Genomic DNA, 24,099 nt, shown 5'->3' with positions numbered 1-24,099 from the left:
AGATCCGTGCCCCGAACTCCGGCCGTCCGCCCCGTCCTCCCGCTCTGGGCCGCATCGCTCACCGCTGTGGTCGGCGGCTTCGCTCTCGACCTGTCCTTCCCCGACGTGGGGTGGTGGCCGCTCGCGTTCGTCGGCGTCGGTTTCTCGCTCGTGTCGTTGATCGGGCGACGCGTGGGAGGAGCGCTCCTCGTCGGGCTGCTCTTCGGTGCCTCGTTCTGGTTCACTCACGTCGACTGGACCTCGCGGTACCTCGGCGTCGTGCCGTGGTTCGCGCTGGCCGGTCTCGAGACGGTCATCATGGGGGCCTTGGCGGTCCCGATCGCCCTGGCCTACCGGTGGATGCCGGGGGTGCTTCCGGGTCCTGTCGCGCGCCTTGTGGTGCTTCCTGCGCTCGTCGGGGGCCTTTGGACGATGCGCGAGCTCGTCCTCGGCTCGTGGCCGTACACCGGCTTCCCCTGGGGGCGGATCGGGATGAGCCAGTCAGAGAGTCCGCTCGCCCATCTGTCTTCGTGGGTCGGGGTCACGGGGCTGACCTTCCTGATGGTCGTCTTCGTCGCCGCGGTGATCCAGTGGATCCGCGAGGCGCGGTGGCGCGCCCTCGTCACCGCGGTGCCCGCGACCGCGCTCGCGATCCTCCTCCTGGTCGTCCCCGCTTTCCCGACGACGGATGCGGGGTCGCTCACCGTCGGCAGCGTGCAGGGGAACGGCCCGAGCGGGTACTTCGACCGCCGCGAGCGCGGGGCGATCCTGAACGCTCAGCTCGCCGCATCCGCCCCGCTCTTCGGCGAGGAACTCGACGTGCTCCTGTGGCCGGAGGGTGGGATCGACTCCGACCCACTGTCGAACGCCGCGACGGCGGCCACCCTCGACGCGCTGTCCGAGCGCGTGGACGCGCCACTGATCGTCAACGCGGCGACCGCGCGCGGGGACGACATCTTCAACACGTCGATGCTCTGGAAGTCCGGGGAGGGCGGGACCGACCTGCACGACAAGACACATCCCGTGCCGTTCGGCGAGTACGTGCCCGATCGGGACTTCTTCGCCATGCTCGCCCCCGACCTCATCGGCCTCATCGGACGCGAGTACACCCCGGGCACGAACGCGCCGTTCTTCGACCTGGACGGCGTAGGGGTCGGCCTCGCCATCTGCTTCGACGTCATCTACGACGACGTCGTCTGGGACGGCGTCCGCGACGGTGCCGAGGTCTACATGTTCCAGACGAACAACGCCGACTTCCGCAACACCGACGAGAACCTGCAGCAACTCGCGTTCGCCCGCATGCGAGCGATCGAGACCGGTCGAGCGGTGGTGAACATCTCCACCGTGGGAACGAGTCAGGTGATCGCGCCCGACGGTTCGACGATCGACTCGCTGCCGTCCGACACCGCCGGGGCGATGCTCACCGACGTGCCGTTGCGCGAGGGGCTCACCCCCGCCGCGATCATCGGCTCGGGCGTGCAGGCCGTGGTCGGATGGGGGAGCTTGCTTGCGCTCGTGGTCTTGGGCGGTTTCGCGTTCGCGCGCCGGGAAAAGAACTGACGCCGACCCCCGAGGGGATCGGCGTCAGGAGACGAAACGGAACGTCAGGCGCTGATGCGCTCCACGTCGCCGCCGCCGCGACGAGCACGGACGAAGGCGAGACGCTCTTCCAGAAGCTCTTCGAGCTCGGGGAGCGAGCGGCGCTCGAGCAGCATGTCCCAGTGGGAGCGGGCCGCCTTGTCGTCGCTGTGGTCGACCGTCGCGGTCGTGTCGCCGACGCGGCGCAGCGCTTCGCCACCGCAGGTGCGGCATTCCCAGCTGTCGGGAACCTCCGCGTCGGCGGCGAACGTCAGGGTGCTGTCACGTCCACAGGACGTGCAATTGTAGGTGTGCTTTGTACGGTCATGGAAAACGACGCCCTCTTCGCTCTGTAAGCTCTGGGCGCCGAGTCGGATGCCGCGCAGGCTGCGGTCTGCCATTGTGTGGTCCTCTCGTCGCTGATCAGGTATAACGTCTCGGCCTGGGCGATCCATCCGAACACCGGGTGAACGGTTCGCATTCACAGTCGATGCTCAGAGTGACGCGGGGCCCAGGATCCTCAGCGCGACGTCAGCGCAATCTGTCACCATACCGTCGCAGCCGATGTCGGCGAGCCGGCGCATGTCGGCGGCATCGTTCACGGTCCAGACATGCACCTCGACGCCGTAACGGTGGGCGGTCTCGATCAGGCGCGGACTGAGGACACGGACCGCTCCCTGGCGCTCCGGGATCTGCAGCGCATCGACGCCGCGCAGCGCCCGCTCCGCCAGCGGACGGGAGTGCAGCGACACGGCCAGGAGCACCTTGGCGATCGTCTCGCGCCCCGCCGAGGTGGCCGGCCGCACGGTCGCGCCCGCCTCGGCCGCGGCACGCAGAGCCGTCAGGCGGCGTGCGTCGGAGAAGCTCGTGAGCAGGACGCGCGTGGCCGCCGGCGCGACGAGGTGTCCGACGGGCTCGGCCGCGGCTGCGGCTTTCACGTCGAGATTGAACCGCACGTCGGGGAACGTCTCCAACGCCTGCTCGAGCGTGATCAGGCCGCCGCGCCCGGACATGAGGTCTTCGAGTTCGCGGACCGTGACGTCGGAGACCTTCCGAGGATCCCCGACCGTGCGGGAGAGATCCTCGTCGTGGAAGAGCACGACTGTTCCATCCTTCGTCAGATGGCAGTCCGATTCCACGTAGAGGGCACCTGCGGCGTGGGCCGCGGCAACGGCGGCGAAGGAATTGTCGACGACGCCGTGGCTCGCAGCATCCGTCGTGACGAGACCGCGGTGCGCCAGAACGCGGGGGACCGATGCCCCCGCGAACCAGGGGTGCGTCACGCCGCCGGGTCCGCGGGCGCAGCGGCGTCGGCGTCGGCGACCGTCGACTGGCCGGCGCCGCCGGGCATGCTGCTGCGCACCTGCACGGCGATGTCGTCGGCCTCGCTCGCCGCCTTTCGTGCGGCGTCGACGGCCTCCTGGGCTGTGCTGCTGCTCGCGGTGGTGGCGCGGACGCCCTCCTTCGCCGAGGACGGCGTCGCCGCGGCGCGCCCGCCGAAGGCGTCGCCGATGCCCTTGAGCGCCTCGGTGAACTCGCTCGGAATGATCCACATCTTGCTCGAGGCGCTGTCGGCGATCTTGGGGAGGGTCTGCAGGTACTGGTACGCCAGCAGCTTGTCGTCGGGGTCGCCGACGTGGATGGCGTTGAAGACCATCTCGATGGCCTCCGCCTCACCCTGTGCGCGCAGGACTGCTGCCTGCTTGTCGCCCTCGGCGCGGAGGATCTCGGCCTGTCGGCGGCCCTCCGCCTCGAGGATCTGCGATTGCTTCGAGCCCTCCGAGGTCAGGATGACCGCTCGACGGTCGCGCTCGGCCCGCATCTGCTTCTCCATGGAGTCCTGGATCGACAGCGGCGGATCGATCGCCTTCAGCTCGACGCGCGAGACCCGAAGGCCCCACTTGCCGGTTGCCTCGTCGAGGACGACGCGGAGCTGCCCGTTGATGTTGTCGCGGCTCGTCAGCGCCTCTTCGAGGTTCAAGCCGCCGACGACGTTGCGGAGCGTGGTGGTGGTCAGCTGCTCGACCGCGCTCAGGTAGTTCGCGATCTCGTAGGTCGCCGCCCGGGCATCGGTCACCTGGAAGTAGACGACCGTGTCGATCGAGACGACGAGGTTGTCCTCGGTGATCACCGGCTGCGGCGGGAAGGAGACGACCTGTTCGCGCATGTCGACGAGGGGGCGTACGCGGTCGACGAACGGGACGAGGAGGTTGAGCCCGGGGCTCAGCGTGCGCTGGTAGCGACCGAGCCGCTCGACCACGCCGGAGTATGCCTGGGGGATGATGCGGATCGCTCGGAAGAGCACCACGACCACGAAGATCGCCAGCACCACCAGAAGAACGATCACGAAGATCTGGCCGATGAAGGCCCCTACGTCAACCATCGTTGGTCTCACTCTCTGTCGGGGGGATCGTTCGGGGAGCAGGCGTGACCTCGACGGTGGCACCGTGCACCGCGTCGACGATCACCCGGTCGCCGGCCGCGAGGACGGGATGGGGGAGGGCGTCGGAGAGCCGGGCCGTCCAGGTCTCGCCGTTGTCGAGGCGGACGGAGCCGGCACCGTCGAGGAAGGGAGCGACCACGCGACCGCCGATTCCGTACAACGCATCCACATTGGTTCGGGCGGGCGGCTCGCCGCGATGGAGCGCACGCAGGAGAAGAGGTCTGATCGTGAAGAGAAGCAGCGCCGAGACGGCGGCAGCGATCGCAACCTGCAGCCACCACGGCCCGCCGAGGAGGAAGACTCCGAGGCCGCCGATCAGAGACCCGGCGGCGAGCATGAGGAAGGTGAATTCGAGGGTCAGCAGCTCGATGATCACGAAGAGCAGGACCAGCACCAGCCAGGCGATCCAGATGTACTGCGTCAGATCCGGCAACATCGGGCATCCTCTCCCGCTCGTGTTCGAACCCTAACATCCGGGGGTCCGACCGGGCCCGTTGATAGGCTGATGACAGGTCGAATCCCCGCGGCCGCGCCTCGATTCGACCAGGAGTTCTCGCATGTCCCAGCCTCTCGCCGCCGGTTCGCTCCAGGGTAAGACCGCCCTCGTGACGGGGTCGTCACGCGGCATCGGAGCCGACACCGTCCGCTACCTGGCCGAGGCCGGAGCCGATGTCGTGATCAACTTCCGCAACAAGGCGCCTCGCGCCGAGAAGCTCGCCGCTGAACTGCGCGAGCTCGGCGCGCGGGTGCTCGTGGTGGGCGCCGATCTCACCGACCCGACGTCCGTGCAGGCCATGTTCTCCGAGGTCGAGCGCACGTTCGGCAGCCTCGACGTGCTCGTGCTGAACGCGTCGGGCGGCATGGAGTCCGGCATGGCCGAGGACTACGCGCTGAAGCTCAACCGCGACGCGCAGGTGGGCGTCCTCGAGTCGGCCCTTCCCCTCCTCGGGCGCGGCGCGCGAGTGGTGTTCGTCACCAGCCACCAGGCGCACTTCATCCGCACGACGCCGACGATGCCGGAGTACGAGCCCGTCGCGCGCTCCAAGCGCGCCGGTGAGGATGCCCTCCGCGAGCACATCCCCGCGCTCGAAGAGCGAGGCATCGATTTCGTCGTCGTCTCGGGCGACATGATCGAGGGCACGATCACGGCGACCCTGCTCGAGCGCGCCAACCCCGGCGCGATCTCGGCTCGCCGCGAGTCGGCCGGACGCCTCTACAACGTGTCGGAGTTCGCCGCGGAGGTCGCTCTCGCCGCGGTGGAGCCGATCCCCGAGGATCACACCCGTCTGGTGGGCGACACCGACTCGTTCCAGGGGGAGTGACGGTGCGCGCCCGCGACATCGAGTCGCTCATCTCGGTCGGGCGCCCCTCGATCGCTCCCGACGGGTCGTTCGCTGTCTTCGCGACCTCGAGACCCGACCTCGGCGCGAACCGGGCCGTCGGCCAGGTGTGGCGCGTGGACCTGCCCGACGGCGAGCCCCGCAGGCTCACCCGCGGTACGGCCGACTCCGGCCCGGAGCTCTCACCCGATGGGAAGCGGATCGCGTTCCTCCGTGCGGACGCGGCGCGGCACGCGCAGGTGTTCGTCATGCCCGTCGACGGCGGCGAAGCACTGCAGGCGACCGATGCCGAGACAGGCGTGCTGGCCTTCTCCTGGTCACCGGACGGTGCCGACCTCGCGTACACGGCCCGCGTCGCCGAGCGCGGGCGCTACGGCACGGTCGACGGACTGGATGCTTCCGACGAGGCGCCCCGGCGCATCACCGGCATCCGTTGGCACGCGAACGGACTCGGATACATCGCCGACCGACCGGCGCACCTGTTCCGGATCGCCGCACCCGACCCGACCAGCGAACCCGTCTACGACGCCGCCCCGCGGGTTCTCGCCGAGGGCGAGGAGGCCGCCGAGACGCCTCGCGTAGCCGCATCCGCCGTCCAGCTCACCGACGGCCCCGCAAGCTGGTCGGGTACGACGTGGACCGCGGACGGCACCGAGATCCTCGTCATCCCCGACATGATCGAGACCGATTCTGCCGACCTGCGCGATCGTCTCGTCGCCGTGGCCGCCGACGGATCGGGCTCGCGCGAGCTCGTGGGCGCGGAGCGCTCGCTCTCGATCGACGACGTCGCCGTCGCGCCCGACGGTGTGGTGTGGCTGATCGCCAGCGACGTCGGCCAGAGCCGCGTCGACTTCGTCGCACCGGGAAGCGCGCTGTGGGTCCTCGAAAATGACGGCGAGCCGCGCCGCCTCACCGATCCCGAGACGATCGACCTGGGCGAACCGGGTAGCCGGATCACGGTCGACGGTGACGACGCCGTCGTCCAGGACCGCACCCGCGGTCGGGTCCGACTGCTGCGCGTGACGCGCGACGCGACGGTGACCGAGGTGCTCGGCGGCGACGTCGATGTGTCGGGTCACGCAGCATCCGGCGACACCCTCGTCGTCGCGGTCGGCACGGCCGATTCGTTCTCCGAGCTCGCCGTCGTGAGCGACGGCGAAGCGCGGCCCGTGACGAGCTTCGGCTCGGCGCTTCGCGAAGCGGGACTGGTCGAGCCGCGTGAGATCGAGATCACCGCGCGCGACGGCTATCCGGTGCACGGGTGGGTCGCCGCACCGGAGGGCGAGGGGCCGTTCCCCGTGCTCCTGCAGATCCACGGCGGGCCGTACTCGTCGTACGGCGTGCGCGTGTTCGACGAGACCCAGGTGCTCGTCGACGCGGGCTATGCCGTCGTCTACTGCAACCCGCGGGGGAGCGCCGGTTACGGACGGGCGCACGGTCGGGCCATTCGCCAGGCGATGGGCACGGTGGACTACACCGACATCCAGGACTTCCTCGACGGTGTGCTCGCCGCGGACTCCCGTCTCGACGGTTCACGCACCGGTGTCATGGGCGGCTCCTACGGCGGCTACATGACGGCGTGGACGATCGCCCACGATCACCGGTTCGCCGGTGCGATCGTCGAGCGCGGGATGCTCGACCCCGCCACGTTCGACGGCACCAGCGACATCGGCAGCTTCTTCGGGCACGAGTACGTCGGTACCGACCCGGCGGCGATCGCGCGACAGAGTCCGATGGCGGTCGTCGGGCAGGTCACCACACCGACGTTCGTCATCCACTCCGAGCTCGACTTCCGGTGCCCGCTCGAGCAGGCCACGCGCTATTACAGTGCACTGAAGCGTCAGGGCACGGAAGCAGAGATGCTCATCTTCCCCGGGGAGGACCACGAGCTGACCCGGGCGGGACGCCCCCGGCACCGTGTCGAACGGTTCGAGGCGATCCTCGACTGGTGGGATCGCCACCTTCCCGTCGCCCAGTGAACGACGAACGCCCCGCGACCAGGTCGCGGGGCGTTCGTCGTTCACCGGATCAGCGGACGGTCTTGCCGAACGTGAAGGCGCGTGCCACCTGGAAGATGCCGAGTACGACCAGCGAGATGCCGACGAAGAGCCACAGGATCGCGACGTACAGCGGCGAGAAGAGCAGCGTGACGCCGGCGATGATGCTGACGATCGCGAAGAAGATCGTCCAGCCCTTCGATCCCGAGTCGCCGAGGGTCGACAGCGAGACGACGCCCTCGATCAGCCAGAGGATGCCGATCAGCACACCGATGAAGACGGCGAGACCGACGGTGGCCGCGGCGAGGTTCACCAAGGCGACGATTCCCGCGATCACGAAGAGGATGCCCAGCACGATGTGCCCGATTCGCGACCACCCCTGACGGGTGCGCGAGAAGACGCCCAGACCGGCGTAGACGAGGCCGGCGACGATGACGTAGACGGCGATGATCGCGGTCACTGCCTCCGCGGCGTGACCCGGCCAGACGAGGATCACGATGCCGGCGATGATCGAGATCACGCCACCGATCCCGAGGGCGGTGCGGATGGCCGTCACCGCAGACTTGTCGAACGAGATGGTCGCAGACATGCGCTGCCTTTCTGAGAGAACGCTGAGAACACCCTTACTGTAGACCCACCGGGCGGGGAGTGGGGGACGTGCCGACGCACGACGACGTCTGCCTCCGGCTCGTCAGCCGAGCAGCAGCGTCGCGAGGAACAGAACGGGCACGCAGCCGAGCGTGGTGATGAAGATCGTGTCGCGCGCGATGATCTCGCCGATGTCGTAGCGCTGGGCGTAGTTGAAGACGTTCTGGGCGGTCGGGAGCGCTGCGAGCACGACGACGATGAGTACCTGCTCAGACGGGAGAGAAAACGCGAGCGCGAGCAGCCACGCCGCGACCGGCATGACGAGCAGCTTCAGAGCGGAGGCGACCAGCACGTCGGCGCGGCGCCCGCCGGTGGCGAGCACGCGCTGCCCGTGCAACGAGATGCCGAACGAGATCAGCATGATCGGCACGCAGGCGTTGGCTACGAGCATCAGCGGGTCGAAGACGATCGGGGGGAGGTCGATGTCGAGCAGGGCGACGAGCACACCGAGAGCGGAGCCGATGAGCATGGGGTTTCGCGCCGTTTGTCGAAGGATGCGTCCGGCCGACCGGGCGCCGGAGGTGGCGGCGTCCAGGAGGGCAAGGGCGATCGGCATCACGATGAGCAGCTGGAAGAGGATCACCGGCGCCGAGTACGCAGCGTTCCCCAGCATGTAGAGCGAGATCGGGATGCCGATGTTGTTGGAGTTGACCAGGCCGCCGGAAAGGGCGCCGATCACCGATTCGCCCACTCCGCGTCGCAGCACGAATCGCGCGACCACCGTGTAGATCGCGAAGATCACCGCCGCCGCGAGCATCGAGACGGGCAGGAGTGCGGAGAACAGGGTCGCAACGTCGGCCCGGGCAAGCACGACGAAGAGCAGGAAAGGCGAGAGGACGAAGAATGTCAGCCGGCTGAGCACGTACCGCGCGTGGGGCCCGAGCAGGTCGATCCGGCCGACGATGTAGCCGACGACGATCGCCACGGCGACGACCAGGAAGCCGGTCAAGACGCTCAGCACGAGCTCACTCGTCGTCTCCCTTGTCGGCGGGACCCTTGACCTTGTCGTCTTTCGGCCCCGGCTTGCCGTTGCCGTTGCCGGGACCGGTATCGGGTTCGGTCGGCTCGTCCTCGTCCGCCTCTTCGGGCGTGGGAGTGGATGCAGGGGTGGTGCTCTCGACCGCCGGCGTCGACGCCGACGGCGCGGGAGACGGCGTCGCCAGCGTCGACAGATCGGCACGTACGATCGCGACTGCGGCGAGGATCTCTTCGGCACGTGCGGCGTCGATCCGCGCGTCGTCGCGAGCGGCCGCCACCGCCTGTTCGACGGTCGCCAGCGTCGCGTCGGCGGCGGCGTAGTCGCCCGACGAGGCCTGCTCGGCCGCCTGGGAGACCTGATCGCGCCAGCCGTCCTCGGGAGCGGGTGAGCACCCCGCGAGCACGATCGCCGCGGCGACCGCGACGGCGGAGAGCAGCCCCGCGCGGCGGATCACAGCGCGCTCCAGAGGTCGCGGAAGTGCGAGCCGAGCGGATCGGGGAGAGGGGGGAAGGCAGGATCCGTCGGGGAAGAAGCGGCCGTGGACAGGAGGATCCCGACCGTGACAGCGATCGCTACCACGACCACGAGGACACCGAGCGCCCACCAGAGCCAGCGCGGGGGTGTGCTTCTCGCGGGCGCATCGGCCGCCGGTTCGAGCACGCGGGTGCGGGGATCGAGCACTGCGGTCGCGCCGGGATCGAGCACGGCCGTCGCGCCGGTGGGTTCCGCGTTCCGGGCGGCAGGGGAGAGCGCGGCAGGGGAGAGCGCAGCATCCTCGCTCTCGATCCGTCGCGCGGCACGGGTGACCGCCGCCGCGTCGGGACGGTGGGAGGGGTCGAGAGCGGTCATCGCGCTCAGGAGCGCGCGCCAGTCGGCGGGCAGGTGCGGCGGGATCTCGGGAGTGCGGGCGATGCGTGCAGCCAGTGCCTCGTGCGGCGTCTGCTGGGCGAAGGCGCGCTCGGACGTGAGGGCCTCGAGCAGCAGGAGTCCGAGCGAGTAGACGTCGGATGCTGCGCCCGCCCGGTCTCCGCGAGCCTGCTCGGGACTCAGGTAGGCCGCGGTGCCGACCAGCGTGCCGGTGCCGGTGAGTCTCGTGGAGTCGACGAGAGACGCGATGCCGAAATCGGCGAGCATTGCCCGGTCTTCACCGAACTCGGTGCGCGCGGGGCGGAGGAGCACGTTGGAGGGCTTGATGTCGCGATGGACGACCCCCGCCGCGTGGATGACCTGCAGGGCTTCGCTGAGCTCGATCGCCAGCCGCGCCGCCTTCCGCGGAGGGAGCGGGCCGTCGGCGATGGCGGTGCGCAGAGTCGGGCCGTCGACGAACTCCATGACGAGATAGGACGGATCGGTCTCGAGGCTCGCGTCGAAGAGCGTCACGAGTGATTCGTGGCTCAGGCCGGCGAGAAGTCGCGTCTCGGACTCGCGTCGCCTGCGATCGCGCTCGTCGGCCGCCTCGACGGTGAAGATCTTGACGGCGACCTGTCGACCGAGAGATGTGTCTGTCGCGCGGTGCACCCGCGCGTAACCGCCCTGACCGACGATCGTCTCGAGGCGGTAGCGGCCGTCGAGCAGCTCGGCGGCGTCCGCGGGGGAGTCGGGCGCTGTCACACGTCCACTCTAGACAGCGCTGGAGGGGCGTCCGACGCCTGAGCTCAGAGCGTCCGTGCCACGGTGGCGCGGCCCGGCCGAGGGTGGGCGACGATCTCGCAGCCACTCTCGTCGACGCCTGAGAGCACCCCACCGAAGCAGCGGTGTTCCACGGGCATCCTCAAACCGTTGAGCTTCACAATTATCAATGTTTATGAGATTATGGCGAAGACCTCCTCGTCGGAGGACCGCCCTCACAACGATGTGGAGATTAGACATGCGCGCAAGATTTGCGATCGTGCCGCTGGCCGCACTTGCCCTCGCACTGGCGGGTTGCGCCGCGGGCACGACCCCCGCCGACACGGAGTCGGCGTCAGGACCCGTCGGGGCGGATGCGCCGCTCTACGACGGACTGCCCGACGCGATCAAGGACGCCGGCAAGATCACTCTCGCCGGCGACACCCACCCTCCGTACCGCACCATCGAAGCGGACGGCCAGTTCACCGGCATCGATCCCGACCTGCAGAAGGCACTCGCTGCGCAGTTGGGTGTGCCCTTCGAGATCGAAACCGCTTCGGGGCTCGACGCGATGCTGACCGGTATGCTCTCCGGCCGCTACGACGGCTTCAATGGGCCGGTCCGCTCGACGCCCGAGCGTGAGGCTGATTTCGACGCGATCGTATGGATGACCACGCGCACGTCATACGTGTATCTGAACGACCGCGCTGACGATTTCCCTGACAGCGAAGCCGTCTGCGGCGTGCGGGTGGCGGGTGTCACAGGGTCTGTCACCGAAAGCCAGATCGCGCTTCTCAACGAGTGGTGCGTCGACGAGGGCCTGGAGCCGGCCGAGTTCATCGGCCTCGAAGACACCAACTCCACGATCCTCGCGGTCAATTCCGATCGCGCCGACCTGGTGGGCACCACTCAGGCGTCGGCCATCGATCTGCTCGCCGCGCAGCCCGACAAGTACGGGTATGTCATGCAGACCGACGAGCAGGGTGCCGGAGTCGACCAGCTCGCCATGTTCCTGCCGAAAGACAGCGGGCTTGCAGAGCCGATGCTCGCGGCCTTCCAAGCGGTCTTCGACAGCGGTGAGTACGAAGCGATCATGGCGGAATACGGCATCGAGGATGCCGCGGTTCCCGCTCCGGTCCTGAACCCGTTCACCGCAGGCTGACGCACGAGGAGCACGTCGTGACCACCCCCATCATCACCCCGCCCCGCACCGGCGGCCGCGTCGACGTCGCCGACTCTCGTCGTCGGTTCCATCCTTGGCGATTGGTCGTCGGCGTGCTCCTCGCGCTCGCCCTGCTGCAACTCGGTGCCTTCCTCGTCACCAATCCCCGTTTCGAGTGGAGCGTGGTCGGAACATACCTTTTCGACCCCACCGTGCTGCTCGGTCTGACGGTCTCGATCTTCCTCACCGTGGTCGCCATGCTGCTGGGCTCCGCGTTGGGAACGCTGCTCGCGGCCGGACAACTCACCGAGTTCGCGCCGCTGCGCTGGGCGAGCATCGCGTTCGTCGCCGTCTTCCGCGGCGTCCCGCCGCTGGTGCAGCTGATCTTCTGGTACAACCTGGCCTATTTGCTGCCGAGGATCGCCGTCGGCGTCCCGTTCGGGCCCGAACTGTTCTCGTGGCCGACCAACGACATCATCACTCCGCTCACCGCGGCCATCATCGGGCTGTCGCTTCATGAGGCCGCGTACATGGCGGAGATCGTCCGCGCCGGCATCCTCTCCGTCGATCAAGGCCAGCGCGACGCGGCGAAAGCCATGGGGTTCTCCCGTTGGCACACCTTCTCACGCGTGGTGTTGCCGCAGGCGATGCGCGTCATCATCCCGCCCGCAGGTTCTCAGGTGATCGCGCTGTTGAAGGGCACGTCGCTGGTGAGCGTGATCGCGATGGGAGATCTGTTGCATTCGGTGCAGGTCATCTACAACCGCACCTACGAAGTGGTGCCCATGCTGCTGGTGGCCGTGATCTGGTATCTCGTCGTCGTGACTCTGCTCACGATGCTCCAGCGGCGCGTCGAACAGCGCTTCAGCCGCGGATTATCACGTGCCACAGCGACGAAACGAACCGTACAGAAGCTGGAGGTCGCGCAATGAGCGAACAGGTGGATATCCCCGTCCTCGAGGTCAGCGGCGTCCGCAAGGCCTTCGGAGACCACGTCGCCCTCGACGGCGTGGACTTCCGCGTCGGTGAGTCCGAGGTCGTCGCGATCCTCGGCCCGTCGGGCTCGGGTAAGTCCACCCTCGTTCGTTGCGTGGATCTCCTGGAGCCCATCGACGGCGGTGCGATGTATCTGGACGGGAGGCTCCTCGGTCACGAGAGCCACAACGGACACCTCCGACCGATGTCCGACGCCGACATCCAGCGCCAGCGTCGCCGGATGGGCATGGTCTTCCAACAGTTCAACCTCTTCCCGCACTGGAGCGTGCTGCGGAACGTGACCGAGGCGCCGATCAAGGTGCACGGCGTCCCGGCAGCGCAGGCGCGGAAGCAGGCACTCGAATTGCTCGACCGTGTCGGGCTCGCCGACAAGGCGAGCGCGCACCCTCGGCAGCTCTCCGGTGGGCAGCAGCAGCGTGTCGCGATCGCTCGCGCCGTCGCCGCGAACCCGCGCATCCTGTTGTTCGACGAGCCAACCAGCTCGCTCGACCCCGAGCTCGTCGACGAGGTGCTGCAGGTCATCAAGGATCTGGCGACCACGGGCATGACGATGATCGTCGTCACGCATGAGCTGGCGTTCGCGCGCAATGTCGCAGACCGGTGCGTGTTCATGGCGGAGGGACGTGTGGTCGAAGACCGCCCCGCGGAGGAGTTCTTCACCTCCCCCCGTTCGACGAGGCTCAAGACCTTCCTCACCCGCACGGCGCCGCCGGTATCGGCCGAGCAATGACGACTGTTCTCGCAACCGGCGACCTCGTGCTGGAGACGACCGATGCGGCCGGGCTCCTCGCGCCGTCGATCGATGTTCTGCGCGGTGCCGATGTGTTGATAGGACACCTCGAGATCCCGCACGTCGTGAGCGGCACGGTGCTGACGACCGACGTGCCCGCGCTACCCGGGCCGCCCGAGGCGTTGGATGCGGTGGGGTCGGCCGGTTTCGACGTTCTCACTCTCGCGGGCAACCACGTCTACGATTTCGGACCGGCCGGCATCGCCGAAACGGTTGCGCATTGCGCAGACCGGGGGATCGCGACGACGGGCACGGGGGTCGACATCGACGAGGCCTTCCGCCCCGCCGTCGTCCGCCGCGGCGATACCGAGGTGGCCGTGCTGAGCGTCAACTGCGTCGGGCCGCGCGAATCCTGGGCCACGTCACTCAAGCCGGGCGCGGCATACGTCGAGGTCATCACGCACTACGAGCCGCGCAACGCCAACCCGGGTGGGCCGCCTCGCGTCTTCACCTTCGCCGAGAAGCGTTCGCTCGCGCGCGCCGTCGCCGCCGTCCGAGAGACGGCCGCCACCGGCGCGGTCGTGATCGTCGCGCTGCACAAGGGGCTCGTGCACGTTCCGGTCGAGGTCGCCGACTACGAGAGGCAGATCGCCCACGCGATGGTCGATGCGGGGGCGCACGCCGTCATCGGACACCACGCGCACATCCTCCGCGGTGTCGAGGTCTACCGCGGTCGCCCGATCTTCCACGGCCTCGGCAACTTCGCCACCGCCACCCGGGCGCTGTCCGCGTCGCCGGGAGACGCCGTCGAGCGCGCGTCATGGGCGCGTGATCGCGTGCGTCTGTTCGGCTTCACCCCCGACCCCGGGATGCCGGACTACCCATTCCACCCCGAGAGCCGCAGCACGGCGATCGCGCGGATCGACATCGACGGCGGCGAGGTCGTCGCCGCATCCGTCATTCCGTTCTGGATCGACGATGCAGCTCGACCCGTTCCCGTAGCGGGGGCCGACCGAGGCCGCGACGTCATGACCTACATCCGACGCATCACCGCTGACGCGGGGTTCGACACCGATTTCGACGAGACCGCAGATGGTCTGTCGATTCATCTGGAAGGAGCGACAGCATGAGCGAAGCACGGGGGCCTCTGGAGGGCAAGACCGTACTCGACCTGACAACGGCGCTGGCAGGGCCGTATGCGACCCTGCTTCTCGCCAGCCTCGGGGCTCGGGTGATCAAGATCGAGAACCCGACGCGCGGTGGCGACTCGTCGCGCAACAACTCGCCCTACGTCACCTCCGATGGACTGAGCAAGAAGCGCACCGCACCCGACGACATGTCGGTGTCGATGATGCTGCGCGGCCGCAATAAGGAGAGCATCACTCTCAACCTGAAGCACCCCGAGAGTCGAGAGGTCTTCCTCGATCTCGCCCGCACCGCCGACATCATCGTGGAGAACTACAGTGCGGGCGTCACGGGGCGCTTGGGTATCGATTACGCCGCCGTCCGCGCGGTCAACCCGGGTCTCGTGTACACATCGATCAGCGGATTCGGTGCGCAAGGAGTCTCGGGCGACGGGAAGGCGATGGACACGATCATCCAGGCGCTGAGCGGCGTCATGATGACGGCGGGGGAGCCGGGCGACGCGCCGGTTCGCTTCGGACTGCCCGTAGGCGACCTCGTCGCCCCGCTGTTCGCGGTCATCGGAACGCTTTCCGCAGTCCTTCACGCCGAGCGCACCGGGGAGGGGCAGCACGTCGATGTGTCGATGCTCGGCAGCCTCACGTCGCTCGTAGCGTGCGAGCCCTTCGACGCTCTCGAAGCCATCGGCATTCCGCTGCGCACCGGCGCGTATGTGCCGCGCCTCGCGCCCTTCGGAACGTTCCGAGCCGACGACGGCTGGTTCGCCATCTGCGCGCCCACCGACGCCTTCGCCGACGGCGTCCTTCGCGCGCTGGATCGGGACGACCTCCTCGATTCAGAGAAGTACGCCACCCGTGACGCGCGCGTGCATCACGCCGACGAGCTGCACGCGATGATCGCGGCATGGGGCGAGGACAAGCTGCTCGTGGACATCCTCACGGCGTTCGAGCTCAACGGGGTGCCCGCCGCCCCGGTTCGCGACACCGCGCAGGCCGTGCGCGACGAGGTCGTGCTCAAGCGCAAGGAGGTCGTTCCTCTCGTGCATCCCGAGTACGGGCACATCGACGGGTTGTACGGGGCGGGCCTTCCCATCGTGTTCTCTCGCAGTCACGCCGACCTCTCCCGGCCCGCTCCGGGCCTCGGTGAGCAGACCGAGTCGGTGCTTCTCGGTCTGCTCGACTACGACGCGGAGCGCGTTCAGAGACTCCGTGCCGACGGAGTGCTGTGAGCGCCGACGTCGTCGTCGGTGTCGTCGGAAATGACGTCCCGCGTCAACTGCTGCTGGCCGCGGGAGCCGTCCCGCGACGGCTCATGGGCTCATGGAGCGGCAGCATCGATGAGACGGCGGCCGAGATGCTCGGTGCCACGGACCCGGTGGTCGCGCGCATCCTGACCGACCTGCTCGCCGGTGCGGCGGACGATCTCGGAGCGATCGTGATCTGCAACGATTCCCAGGCGCACCTGCGGTTGTTCTACGTGTTGAGGATGCTGTCCGGCACAACCCTGCCGCCGGTGCACCTCGTCGATCTCCCACGTCGGGACAGCGCGGCCGCACGCGCCTTCACCGCCGAGCAGTTCCGCGCCACCGTCGACGTGGTATCGACCATCACCGGGCGTCGACCCGACGCCGCGTCACTGCTCGCTGCCGCGGAGTCTGAAGCGCGCGTCGGTGGCGCCGCAGCTCTCATGCGGGATCGCCGCCGCCAGTCGCCCGCGGCCGTATCGGGGACCACGGCGCTCGCCGCGAACCTGCGCGCGATGGCCTCGTCGCCGGATGACGCCGTGGCGGCGTTCGACAGCGCCGTCGCCGAACAGCCCGTCGCCCGTCGCCTCTTCATGACCGGGAGCACTCATCCCGACGCGTCTTTCTACGATGCGATCGAGAGGGAGGGGTTCACGATCGTTGCGGAGGACCACGACAGCGGCGATCTCGCGTGGATCGGCGTTGGCGTGACATCGGGCGATCTCGAGGTGGTCTGCGCGGAGCTCGCCGATCACCATTTCGCGCGCGACCTCGCCTCGCCGGTCGCGCTCATCGCCGATCGAGCCCGATCTGCGCGAGATCGTGCGGGCGCGGCGCAGGCGGAAGTGGCCGTCGCGCTTCTTCGGGCCGGTGACGACGCCCCGGCGTGGGACGCCGCATCCGTCCGCGATGCTCTCGCCGACATGGGCATTCCGCTGCTGGTTCGCACCGTGGATGTCGGCGATGACCCCGCCGCCATCGCCCGATCGATCGCGGTGGATGCCGCCGAGGGGGTAGCGGCATGAGCGACGATCGTCTGCACAGCGCGGTGATGGCAACCGGCTACCAACGCGAGTGGTTCCAGCACGTGCGGGCACGCGGTGCCGCAGGGGAGCAGATCGCGCTCGTCAACGCGGATGCGCCGCATGAGATCTTCCGGGCGATGGGAATCCCGTATGTCGTGAATCAGTGGTGGGCGTCGGTGATTGCCGCGAAGCGCGCAGCCCCCGCGAGCCTGGCACGCCTGCGCGCCCTGGGCCTTCCCGACACGAACCGCCAGTACGACGCGCTCGCCCTCGGCGCGCAAGACCTTCCCACGGAAGATGCGCCGTGGGGCGGACTGCCGACACCGGCGTTCGCCGTCGCGGAGCGCAGTGGCGATGTCACGGCCAAGATCTTCGAGCTGTGGGGCCGCCGAGCCGAGACCGACACGTTCCTGCTGTCGCGGACGGCAGCAGTCCCCGCACTCGAGGGCTGGTGGGACCGAGTGCCGCACGACTGGGAGTCTGTTTTCGGAGCCGCCCGCGTCGACCTCCTGGCAGCAGAGATCCGCGAGCTGATCACCTGGCTCGAGGAGCGCACCGGGCGTTCCCTCGATCTCGACGTGCTCGCCGAGGTGATGGACCTCGCGAACCGTCAGGCCGAATGGAACCGCCGCACGAGAGACATGCTCGCAGCGGCCCGTCCCGCGCCCGTCGCGGTGACCGATTCGATCCCGAGCGTCATGATCCCGCAGTGGCACCGCGGCACTGCGTGGGCCGTCGAAGCTGCAGAGCGACTGCACGACGAGGTAGCGGCGCGCATCGAGGCGGGGTCGTCGGTAGCGCCGCGCGAACGTCGGCGGCTCATGTGGATCGGACGCGGGCTCTGGTCGAACCTCGAGATGTACCGCTCGTTCCAAGAGGAGTTCGGCGCCGTGTTCGTGTGGTCGATGTACCTCGCCATCGCCGCGGACGGCTACGCGCGATACGGCGGCGACCCGATCCGGGCACTCGCGGGCCGGTTCGTCGGACTCACCGACCTGCTGTACGTGCCCCCCATGTCGTCGAGCTGGTATGCGAAGGAAGCCGTCGCGCACGGCGTCGACGGCGTCGTGCATCTCGTGGCGGACGATACGCCCGGGAGCGCCTTCATCAGTGCGGCGCTCGAGGAACGCGGCATCCCGGTGTTGGAGATCCGGGCGAACAACGCCGACTCGCGCTCCACCGACGAGGCGCGGGTGCAGGAACGGATCGCGGAGTTCATCCGAGCACGCGTGCCCGAACGCGTGTGAGCCCGTGCCGGGACTCGCCGCTTTCACGCCGTTCCAGAACCCGCGCTTCTCTCTGTACTTCACCGGCCAGGTCATCTCCAATACCGGCACCTGGTTTCAGAACCTCGCCCTGTCGCTGGTCGTACTGCAAGCCACCGGCAGCGCATCCGCATTGAGCGGCGTCACGGTCGCGCAATTCTTGCCGCTTCTCGTGCTCGGCATCCCCGCGGGCCGGCTCGCCGACCGTGTGCGACCGCGCACGATCCTGTTGGTCACCGCCGGGGCGCAGGCGATCATCGTCGCAGTTCTGGCGATCGTGCTGGCGGGCCCCACCGTCGAGGTGTGGACGATCTACGCCCTCGTGCTCGTTCTCGGAACCGCGAACACCTTCGATCGTGTCGCGGCGCAGGCGATCATCTTCGAGCTCGTCGGGCCCGGCGCCCTGAGTCGCGCCGTCTCGATCAGCACCATCGCGCTGGCTACGGCCCGTTCGATCGGTCCGGGTCTGGCCGGTCTCGCGTTCGCGGGGTGGGGCGCCTCCGCGTGCATGGTGGTCAACGCCGCGTCATTTCTCATCGTGTTCGTGTCTCTTCTCCTTATTCGACCGTCGCGCCTGCATCGACGCCCGCGCGCGGACCGGAGCGACCCGCGGACGAGCGCCTCACCATTGCGAAGTCGCCCGTTCGTGATTCTGGCGATCGTCAACGTCGTCGTGGCGCTCTTCGGACTCAACCTCATGCTCGTTCTCACGTCGACGGTGACGCTCGATTTCGCGGGCGACGCGACCGCGGTCGGTGCTGTGCACGCGATGAACGCCGTCGGCGCGATCGTCGGCGGGCTCCTCGCTGCGATTCCCGCGTCGGTCTCGCTGCGCTCTCTGATCGGCGGGTGCGCCGCGCTCGGCTTCGCCCTGATGGTGAGTGCCCTTGCCCCGACCCTCCCGCTGCTGTTGCTCGCGGGGCCGCTCCTCGGTCTCGGTGTCGGCTACTACCACGGAACCATCAACGCCGCCGCGCAATCGAGCGTGGCTCCGGCGCAGCTCGGGCGTGCGATGTCACTCGTGACGCTGGGGAACTACGGCATGGCGCCTCTCGGCGCGCTGCTCATGGGGTGGGTGACGGATGCCCTTTCCGGCCGAACGGCGCTCGCCATCGGCGGGGCGGCAGCGCTGCTCAGCGCGGCCTTCGTCGCGATCGCGACCAGGCTGCGCAGCTGAGTCAGGACCCCGGGTTCACTCGGCCCTGCGCCGGCCGTCGACGCGCGGCGACGGCAACGGCCTCCGCCTCCGCGTCGCCGAAATAGCCGCCGGCGAGGATCTCGGCCGCCCGGTCGAGGAGTTCGGTGAGCGAGTCGCCGAGGTCAGCGCCGAGTACGGTCCTGAGGCGTTCCTCGCGCGCGAGGAGGTCAGCGGTGCAGTCGGCCAGTACCGACCAGCCCACCTCGGTCAGCTGCACGAGCCGAACCCGCCGGTTGCTGGGGTGCTCGACCTTCTGGATCAGGCCCGCGTCGAGGAGATCTTCGGAGGCGACGTGCGCTGCTTGTGCGCTGACGAAGGTCCGTCGCGCGACCTGAGCGTTGGAGAGGGGGGTGCCCTCGCCGAGCACCTGCATGATCAGGAGCTGCGGCATGGTGACCCCGCGTGCGAGGGCCGTATTCTCTGCGGCTCGGCTCAACGCCCGGGCGAAACGGTAGGCGGTGTAGTTCAGCCGACTCGTTGCTGGCGCGCCTCGGGGGTCTCGGGGCGTGTCATCCACGGTGCCACCATACTCGGAGCGCGAGCCGTCGCTGGGGAGGTGAAGGGTGGGCGCGGGAAGGTCTGGAGTCATTGCCTCCGTCGTTGACGGGGGTCCACTCGGGCGGTATCGTCGACGGCATAATATCAACTTAATTGATATACCTGCAGAACCCGAGTCGATGGAGACCCGAGATGACACGCAGCATCCACGTCCGCACGGCGTTTGTGGCGATCACGGCGGCGGCTCTCCTGGCCACGGGGATGACCGCGGGGTCGGCGCCCGCGTCCGCCTCCACGCCCACCGAGGTCTCCGGAACGCTCGCCGACGCGACGCCCTACCGCTTCGTCGTTCCCGAGCGGTGGAACGGCACCGTTTTCGTAGAGTTGGACTTCGCCGCATCGACGAGCGTGTCCGGCTACGTCGAGCACCTTCTCGCCTCCGGAGCTGCCTACGGGGGAACGACGCGGACCGTCACCGGGTGGGACATCGCCGGAGCCATCGACAACCAGATCGAGGCGCTCGAGAGGTTCGAGGCCGCAGTGGGGCCGGCGACGCGCCGGATCGCTACCGGTACGTCGATGGGCGGGTTCGTCGCGGCGGGAGTGGCGCAGCGCCGACCAGGGTCTATCGACGGTGTTGCGTCGTTCTGCGGAGGTCTCTCCGGCGCGGTGTCGCAGTGGAATCAGAAGCTGGACACCGTTTACACGCTTTCGCGGCTTCTCGACCCCGACGGTGCGCTGCCGGTCACCGGAATCCCCGCCGATGTCGCCGGCAGCGTGTCCGCCTGGCGTGCCGTGCTCTCCGAGGCGCAGGGGACACCTGAGGGGCGGGCACGCATCGCGCTGGCCGCGGCCATCGGCCAGCTCCCCGCGTGGGCCGAATCGCAGCCGCGCCCCTCGCCGCGTGACCCCGACGCTTACCAGGCCGGGTGGTACGGCGCGCTTGCCGGAGGCGGCCTGCCCTACATCGGCCAGGCGATGAGCAGCCGTCGCAGTCTGGAGACGATCACCGGCGGTAACCCGTCGTGGAACCTCGGCGTCGACTATCGCGCCCAGTTCGCGGCGGCGTCGAAGCAAGACCGCAAGGTCGTCGAACGCCTCTATCGGGCCGCGGGTCTGTCGCTCGAGGAAGACCTCGGAATCGTGGATGCCGGTGAGCGGATCGCGGCCGACGAGGCTGCCGTTCGGCAGCTCGAGCAGGGCATCGAGTTCGACGGCGCGCTGTCGGTGCCGGTCCTCACGATGAGCAACATCGGTGACCAGATCTCCACCGTCGCCCAGCAGGACGAATACGGCGATCTCGTCAAGGCGGCCGGTAATGGGGGACTGCTCCGCCAGATCTACGTCGAGAGCGTGGGGCACTGCGCGTTCTCCGATGCCGAGAAGGTGGCAGCGGTCGACGTGCTGCTGGGCCGCCTCGATTCCGGACGGTGGAGGTCGACGTCGGCCGCAACGCTGAACCGGGCGGCAGAGGTCACCGGACTGGGGGAGGGCCGTTTCCTTCGCTTCACCCCCGACGATTTCACTCGCCCGTACGCTCCGTCGGTGCCGCCGCAGGTGTGAGATGGGCGTCGCCAGTCGGCTCGGCAGCGGCTGCGCTCATCCTGGTGCGGCCACGATGTCAAGGCCGACGCGTGCACGCGGCGGATGATCATAGATTCGGGCTATGAACGGTGTTGCCGCCTCTGCGCCCGGGCGAACTTCCCTCGTGGGGTTTTGGTCGCGCTTCGCGGGGGCAACGGTTCTTGCAGCGTTGATCACGGTCCTCGCCGGGTGCGGCCTCACGATCCCGAGCGATCCCTCCGGCACTCTCGACGACGTGCGCGGTGGCGTCCTCCACGCGGGGGTGTCACCCCACGACGGGTTCGTGAGCGTCGACGGGGATGAACCCGCGGGAACCGAGATCGAGGCGATCCGCGCATTCGCGGAGTCGTTGGACGCGCGGGTCGAGTGGACGGTCGGTTCGGAGGAGGCTTTGGTGAGGGGTCTCGAGAACGAAGAACTCGACCTCGTCGCGGGCGGCCTCACTGACGAGACGCCGTGGGTCGATATGGCAGGCGTCACCCGGCCCTACACCGAGATCACGGATGCTGACGGGACCACCCGCAAGCTGGTCATGCTGGTGCCGATGGGGGAGAACGCCTTCATCTCGGAACTGGAAACCTTCCTCAGCGGCTACGTGGACGATGGGGGAGAGCGATGAGCCGGGAAGTGGTGCGCTTCGGACACACCGAGCTCCCCGAACGTCAACGTGAGGTGCTCCGGCGCGCCGTGCGCCTGGAATGGGTCACCCTCGGCGTTCTCACCGTCACCGTGATCCTGATGTTCTTCGTCGTCGGCAACTCGCAGGCGATGAGAGCGGCGTGGATCGAAGACATGCTGTCCTTCATCCCGCCGATTGCCTTCCTTGTCGCGGTTCGCATCAACCGTCGTCTGCCGACGAAACGTCACCCCTACGGCTTCCACCGATCGGTGGGCGTGGGGCACCTCGTGGCTGCCGTTGCGCTGTGCTCGATGGGCATCTTCCTCATCGTCGAGTCCGGCTCGGCCCTGCTGCGCGGAGAGCACCCCACGATCGGCACCATCGAGTTGTTCGGCGTTTCGATCTGGCTGGGGTGGCTCATGATCGCCGTCATGGCGGTGACGTCGGTCCCGCCCGTCATCATCGGGCGCGCGAAGATCACGTTGGCGAAGGAGTTGCACAACAAGGTGCTCTACGCCGACGCCGATATGAACAAGGCGGATTGGATGACCGGGATCGGTTCGATCGTCGGGGTCTCGGGCATAGGCCTGGGGCTGTGGTGGCTGGATTCCGCGGCCGCGCTCTTCATCGCCGCCAGTATTCTCACCGATGGCGTGCGCAACCTCCGCGGCGCCGTCGCCGACCTCATGGACGAGCGGGCGACCACCTTCGATGACCGCAAGCCCGAGCCCTTGGCTGTCCGCATCGACGACTACCTTCGGGGGCTTCCCTGGGTAGCCGACGCGGGAAGTCGCATGCGCGACGAGGGGCACGTCTTCCATGTCGAGGCATTCGTCGTGCCGATCGACGGCACGGTGCCCTCGTTGGAGATGCTCGAGTCCGCTCGTGAGGCGTGCATCGCCCTCGATTGGAAGGTGCAGGACATCGTGCTCGTGCTCACCCGCGAACTGCCCGAGGTCGTCGGAGCGTGACGCTCTGTGAACCCCTCGAGGCGCGCGATCTCTGCATGCCGAGGAGTCGACGCCGAGGTATGCAGTTGGACGTCGAGCGCCATCGCGATCGCCGGCACCGAGCACAAAGCCTGGGTCTGGGCCTCTGCGGTCCCGCCGACGCGGCCCACCAATCCCTCGGCGTGGGCACGCCGCACAACCGCCGAAGATGAATTCCTTGCCGAGAAGCTGGGAATCCGAGATCAACGATGAAGATTGCCGACCAGTTGCAGCCCGTCAGTCATTCGAGATCGTGGAACGACCGTTCGTTAATGGGAACCTCCGGCATCGCGGCTTCACGGTCGGGCCGGTCGAATCCGCCGTAGTTGCGTTGTAACTCTTCGAGTAGTTCGATCGGCACCTCAAGGTCTGTGAACGCCAGCGACCAAAGCTCCGCGGCGCCGGTAATCGAATACGCCCACGGCCGGTACCTGAGCTCCCAAGCGCTCAGCTCTGGGTCGTCGTCGGGAAGGTTGGACCACCACGCCGCGAGGTCGCGTTCCCCGAACATTCCCCACCGGCCTGACGGACCGAACATCACCCAGGTATCACCGAACGCGACACCAGTATCTGCGGTCCGTAGCGCCTCGAAAGCCTCCGTTGACGCGTCCACTGAAATGGTGAACCCAGCGCGAGGCTGCCCTGTCGTGCTGCGGAGAGAGCCCGGTGCGTAGCGAGGAACGAGGAGATTGACCTCGGTGTCGTGATGTACTCGAGCAAAGTCTCGGATGGGAGCCCACCCGCGGTACTCGACATCGGTCCAGCGCAGCGAACCCAACGGATGCTGTAAAACCTGCTCGGGAAACTCCCGACCAAGCTGCAGGACGGCGCCCGCCTGCGAACTCAGAATGGCAAGCTCGGCACTGGTCGCGTAACCCGCGGGCCGGCCGTCGCTCATGTTCCATAAGGTACCGGGTGGTGCGGTCGTCGCGCAGGCGGCCTGACCTGGCAACGATGCGTTCTCGTCGTCGGTGTAATCCGCGATTGAGTGCTCGCCGATAATGCACATTATGTCAGTATGAAGACGACATCTTCGCGTCTGATGCGAATTGGCCGCTCCCCTCGACCTCCGTTG

24 protein-coding genes are annotated in these 24,099 nt (G+C 68.3%); 14 read left to right on the top strand and 10 right to left on the bottom strand.

Features of this window, described 5'->3' with window-relative positions; translation table 11 throughout:
• The first annotated feature begins 6 nt into the window (after positions 1-6).
• Positions 7-1,539 carry an apolipoprotein N-acyltransferase gene (gene lnt, locus ABTU82_RS12290; RefSeq protein WP_407173683.1) on the top strand — a complete coding sequence of 511 codons (1,533 nt, stop codon included), beginning with the start codon at positions 7-9 and terminating at the stop codon, positions 1,537-1,539.
• Positions 1,540-1,583: 44 nt separating this feature from the next.
• On the opposite strand, the gene ABTU82_RS12285 is transcribed toward lnt, so the two are convergent.
• The 4 genes from ABTU82_RS12285 to ABTU82_RS12270 all read right to left on the bottom strand — a co-directional run bounded on the left by ABTU82_RS12285 (position 1,584) and on the right by ABTU82_RS12270 (position 4,436).
• Positions 1,584-1,958: an RNA polymerase-binding protein RbpA gene (locus tag ABTU82_RS12285; protein ID WP_116646666.1), complete on the bottom strand. Its 375-nt coding sequence runs from the start codon at positions 1,956-1,958 to the stop codon at positions 1,584-1,586.
• A gap of 93 nt (positions 1,959-2,051) precedes the next feature.
• Positions 2,052-2,840: a glycerophosphodiester phosphodiesterase family protein gene (locus tag ABTU82_RS12280; RefSeq protein WP_407173682.1), complete on the bottom strand. Its 789-nt coding sequence runs from the start codon at positions 2,838-2,840 to the stop codon at positions 2,052-2,054.
• On the bottom strand, positions 2,837-3,940 hold the full coding sequence (locus ABTU82_RS12275) for an SPFH domain-containing protein (RefSeq protein WP_116646664.1): 1,104 nt from the start codon (positions 3,938-3,940) through the stop codon (positions 2,837-2,839). The genes ABTU82_RS12280 and ABTU82_RS12275 overlap by 4 nt, the downstream gene beginning before the upstream one ends.
• Positions 3,933-4,436 carry an NfeD family protein gene (locus ABTU82_RS12270; RefSeq protein WP_116646663.1) on the bottom strand — a complete coding sequence of 168 codons (504 nt, stop codon included), beginning with the start codon at positions 4,434-4,436 and terminating at the stop codon, positions 3,933-3,935. The genes ABTU82_RS12275 and ABTU82_RS12270 overlap by 8 nt, the downstream gene beginning before the upstream one ends.
• A gap of 121 nt (positions 4,437-4,557) precedes the next feature.
• Here ABTU82_RS12270 and ABTU82_RS12265 point away from each other — a divergent pair, with 121 nt between their 5' ends.
• Together ABTU82_RS12265 and ABTU82_RS12260 are read left to right on the top strand one after the other, a co-directional pair.
• Positions 4,558-5,322: an SDR family oxidoreductase gene (locus ABTU82_RS12265; RefSeq protein ID WP_407173681.1), complete on the top strand. Its 765-nt coding sequence runs from the start codon at positions 4,558-4,560 to the stop codon at positions 5,320-5,322.
• A gap of 2 nt (positions 5,323-5,324) precedes the next feature.
• Positions 5,325-7,319, top strand: a complete 1,995-nt coding sequence (locus tag ABTU82_RS12260) for a S9 family peptidase (RefSeq protein WP_407173680.1) — start codon at positions 5,325-5,327, stop codon at positions 7,317-7,319.
• A gap of 49 nt (positions 7,320-7,368) precedes the next feature.
• Here ABTU82_RS12260 and ABTU82_RS12255 read toward each other — a convergent pair whose 3' ends face one another.
• From ABTU82_RS12255 to ABTU82_RS12240, 4 genes are all read right to left on the bottom strand, one after another.
• On the bottom strand, positions 7,369-7,926 hold the full coding sequence (locus ABTU82_RS12255; RefSeq protein WP_116646661.1) for an HdeD family acid-resistance protein: 558 nt from the start codon (positions 7,924-7,926) through the stop codon (positions 7,369-7,371).
• Positions 7,927-8,028: 102 nt separating this feature from the next.
• Positions 8,029-8,946: an AEC family transporter gene (locus ABTU82_RS12250; RefSeq protein ID WP_407173679.1), complete on the bottom strand. Its 918-nt coding sequence runs from the start codon at positions 8,944-8,946 to the stop codon at positions 8,029-8,031.
• 4 nt (positions 8,947-8,950) lie between these two features.
• Positions 8,951-9,418, bottom strand: coding sequence for a hypothetical protein (locus ABTU82_RS12245; protein WP_407173678.1), 468 nt, complete (start codon positions 9,416-9,418; stop codon positions 8,951-8,953).
• Positions 9,415-10,575, bottom strand: coding sequence for a serine/threonine-protein kinase (locus ABTU82_RS12240; protein ID WP_407173677.1), 1,161 nt, complete (start codon positions 10,573-10,575; stop codon positions 9,415-9,417). The genes ABTU82_RS12245 and ABTU82_RS12240 overlap by 4 nt, the downstream gene beginning before the upstream one ends.
• A gap of 256 nt (positions 10,576-10,831) precedes the next feature.
• On the opposite strand from ABTU82_RS12240, the gene ABTU82_RS12235 reads away from it, so the two are divergent.
• From ABTU82_RS12235 to ABTU82_RS12200, 8 genes are read left to right on the top strand one after another with little or no spacing between them, the layout of a single operon-like run.
• A complete protein-coding gene (locus ABTU82_RS12235; RefSeq protein WP_407173676.1) occupies positions 10,832-11,734 on the top strand; it encodes a transporter substrate-binding domain-containing protein in 903 nt (300 codons plus the stop codon).
• 17 nt (positions 11,735-11,751) lie between these two features.
• Complete coding sequence (locus ABTU82_RS12230) at positions 11,752-12,666, top strand: amino acid ABC transporter permease (protein ID WP_407173675.1); 915 nt, start codon at positions 11,752-11,754, stop codon at positions 12,664-12,666.
• Between the two features lie 8 nt (positions 12,667-12,674).
• Positions 12,675-13,460, top strand: coding sequence for an amino acid ABC transporter ATP-binding protein (locus ABTU82_RS12225; RefSeq protein WP_276308330.1), 786 nt, complete (start codon positions 12,675-12,677; stop codon positions 13,458-13,460).
• On the top strand, positions 13,457-14,590 hold the full coding sequence (locus ABTU82_RS12220; protein WP_407173674.1) for a CapA family protein: 1,134 nt from the start codon (positions 13,457-13,459) through the stop codon (positions 14,588-14,590). Before ABTU82_RS12225 ends, ABTU82_RS12220 begins: the two co-directional genes overlap by 4 nt.
• Positions 14,587-15,831 (top strand): CaiB/BaiF CoA transferase family protein, encoded by a 1,245-nt coding sequence (locus ABTU82_RS12215; RefSeq protein ID WP_116646653.1) that lies wholly within the window; start codon positions 14,587-14,589, stop codon positions 15,829-15,831. Before ABTU82_RS12220 ends, ABTU82_RS12215 begins: the two co-directional genes overlap by 4 nt.
• Positions 15,828-16,871 carry a 2-hydroxyacyl-CoA dehydratase gene (locus ABTU82_RS12210; protein WP_407173673.1) on the top strand — a complete coding sequence of 348 codons (1,044 nt, stop codon included), beginning with the start codon at positions 15,828-15,830 and terminating at the stop codon, positions 16,869-16,871. Before ABTU82_RS12215 ends, ABTU82_RS12210 begins: the two co-directional genes overlap by 4 nt.
• Entirely contained in the window at positions 16,868-18,118 is a 1,251-nt protein-coding gene (locus ABTU82_RS12205) for a 2-hydroxyacyl-CoA dehydratase (protein WP_407173672.1), read from the top strand. The genes ABTU82_RS12210 and ABTU82_RS12205 overlap by 4 nt, the downstream gene beginning before the upstream one ends.
• A 4-nt stretch (positions 18,119-18,122) precedes the next feature.
• Complete coding sequence (locus tag ABTU82_RS12200; RefSeq protein WP_407173671.1) at positions 18,123-19,313, top strand: MFS transporter; 1,191 nt, start codon at positions 18,123-18,125, stop codon at positions 19,311-19,313.
• A 1-nt stretch (position 19,314) separates the two neighbouring features.
• Here the strand turns inward: ABTU82_RS12200 and ABTU82_RS12195 are convergent, their stop codons facing one another.
• A complete protein-coding gene (locus ABTU82_RS12195) occupies positions 19,315-19,851 on the bottom strand; it encodes a MarR family winged helix-turn-helix transcriptional regulator (RefSeq protein WP_407173670.1) in 537 nt (178 codons plus the stop codon).
• 173 nt (positions 19,852-20,024) lie between these two features.
• On the opposite strand from ABTU82_RS12195, the gene ABTU82_RS12190 reads away from it, so the two are divergent.
• From ABTU82_RS12190 to ABTU82_RS12180, 3 genes are all read left to right on the top strand, one after another.
• Positions 20,025-21,395, top strand: a complete 1,371-nt coding sequence (locus ABTU82_RS12190; protein WP_407173669.1) for a hypothetical protein — start codon at positions 20,025-20,027, stop codon at positions 21,393-21,395.
• A gap of 103 nt (positions 21,396-21,498) precedes the next feature.
• Entirely contained in the window at positions 21,499-22,035 is a 537-nt protein-coding gene (locus tag ABTU82_RS12185; protein WP_407173668.1) for a transporter substrate-binding domain-containing protein, read from the top strand.
• The gene (locus tag ABTU82_RS12180) at positions 22,032-23,006 is read left to right on the top strand and encodes a cation diffusion facilitator family transporter (protein WP_407173667.1); all 975 of its coding nucleotides are present in this window, start codon (positions 22,032-22,034) and stop codon (positions 23,004-23,006) included. The genes ABTU82_RS12185 and ABTU82_RS12180 overlap by 4 nt, the downstream gene beginning before the upstream one ends.
• Positions 23,007-23,265: 259 nt before the next feature.
• Here ABTU82_RS12180 and ABTU82_RS12175 read toward each other — a convergent pair whose 3' ends face one another.
• Positions 23,266-24,033, bottom strand: coding sequence for a hypothetical protein (locus tag ABTU82_RS12175; protein ID WP_407173666.1), 768 nt, complete (start codon positions 24,031-24,033; stop codon positions 23,266-23,268).
• Positions 24,034-24,099: the final 66 nt, after the last annotated feature.

The sequence above is a fragment of the Microbacterium deferens genome, assembly GCF_045517775.1.
Classification (GTDB): domain Bacteria; phylum Actinomycetota; class Actinomycetes; order Actinomycetales; family Microbacteriaceae; genus Microbacterium.
The sequence above is the reverse complement of the archived record's forward strand: the minus strand, read 5'-3'. Positions and strand labels throughout refer to the sequence as shown.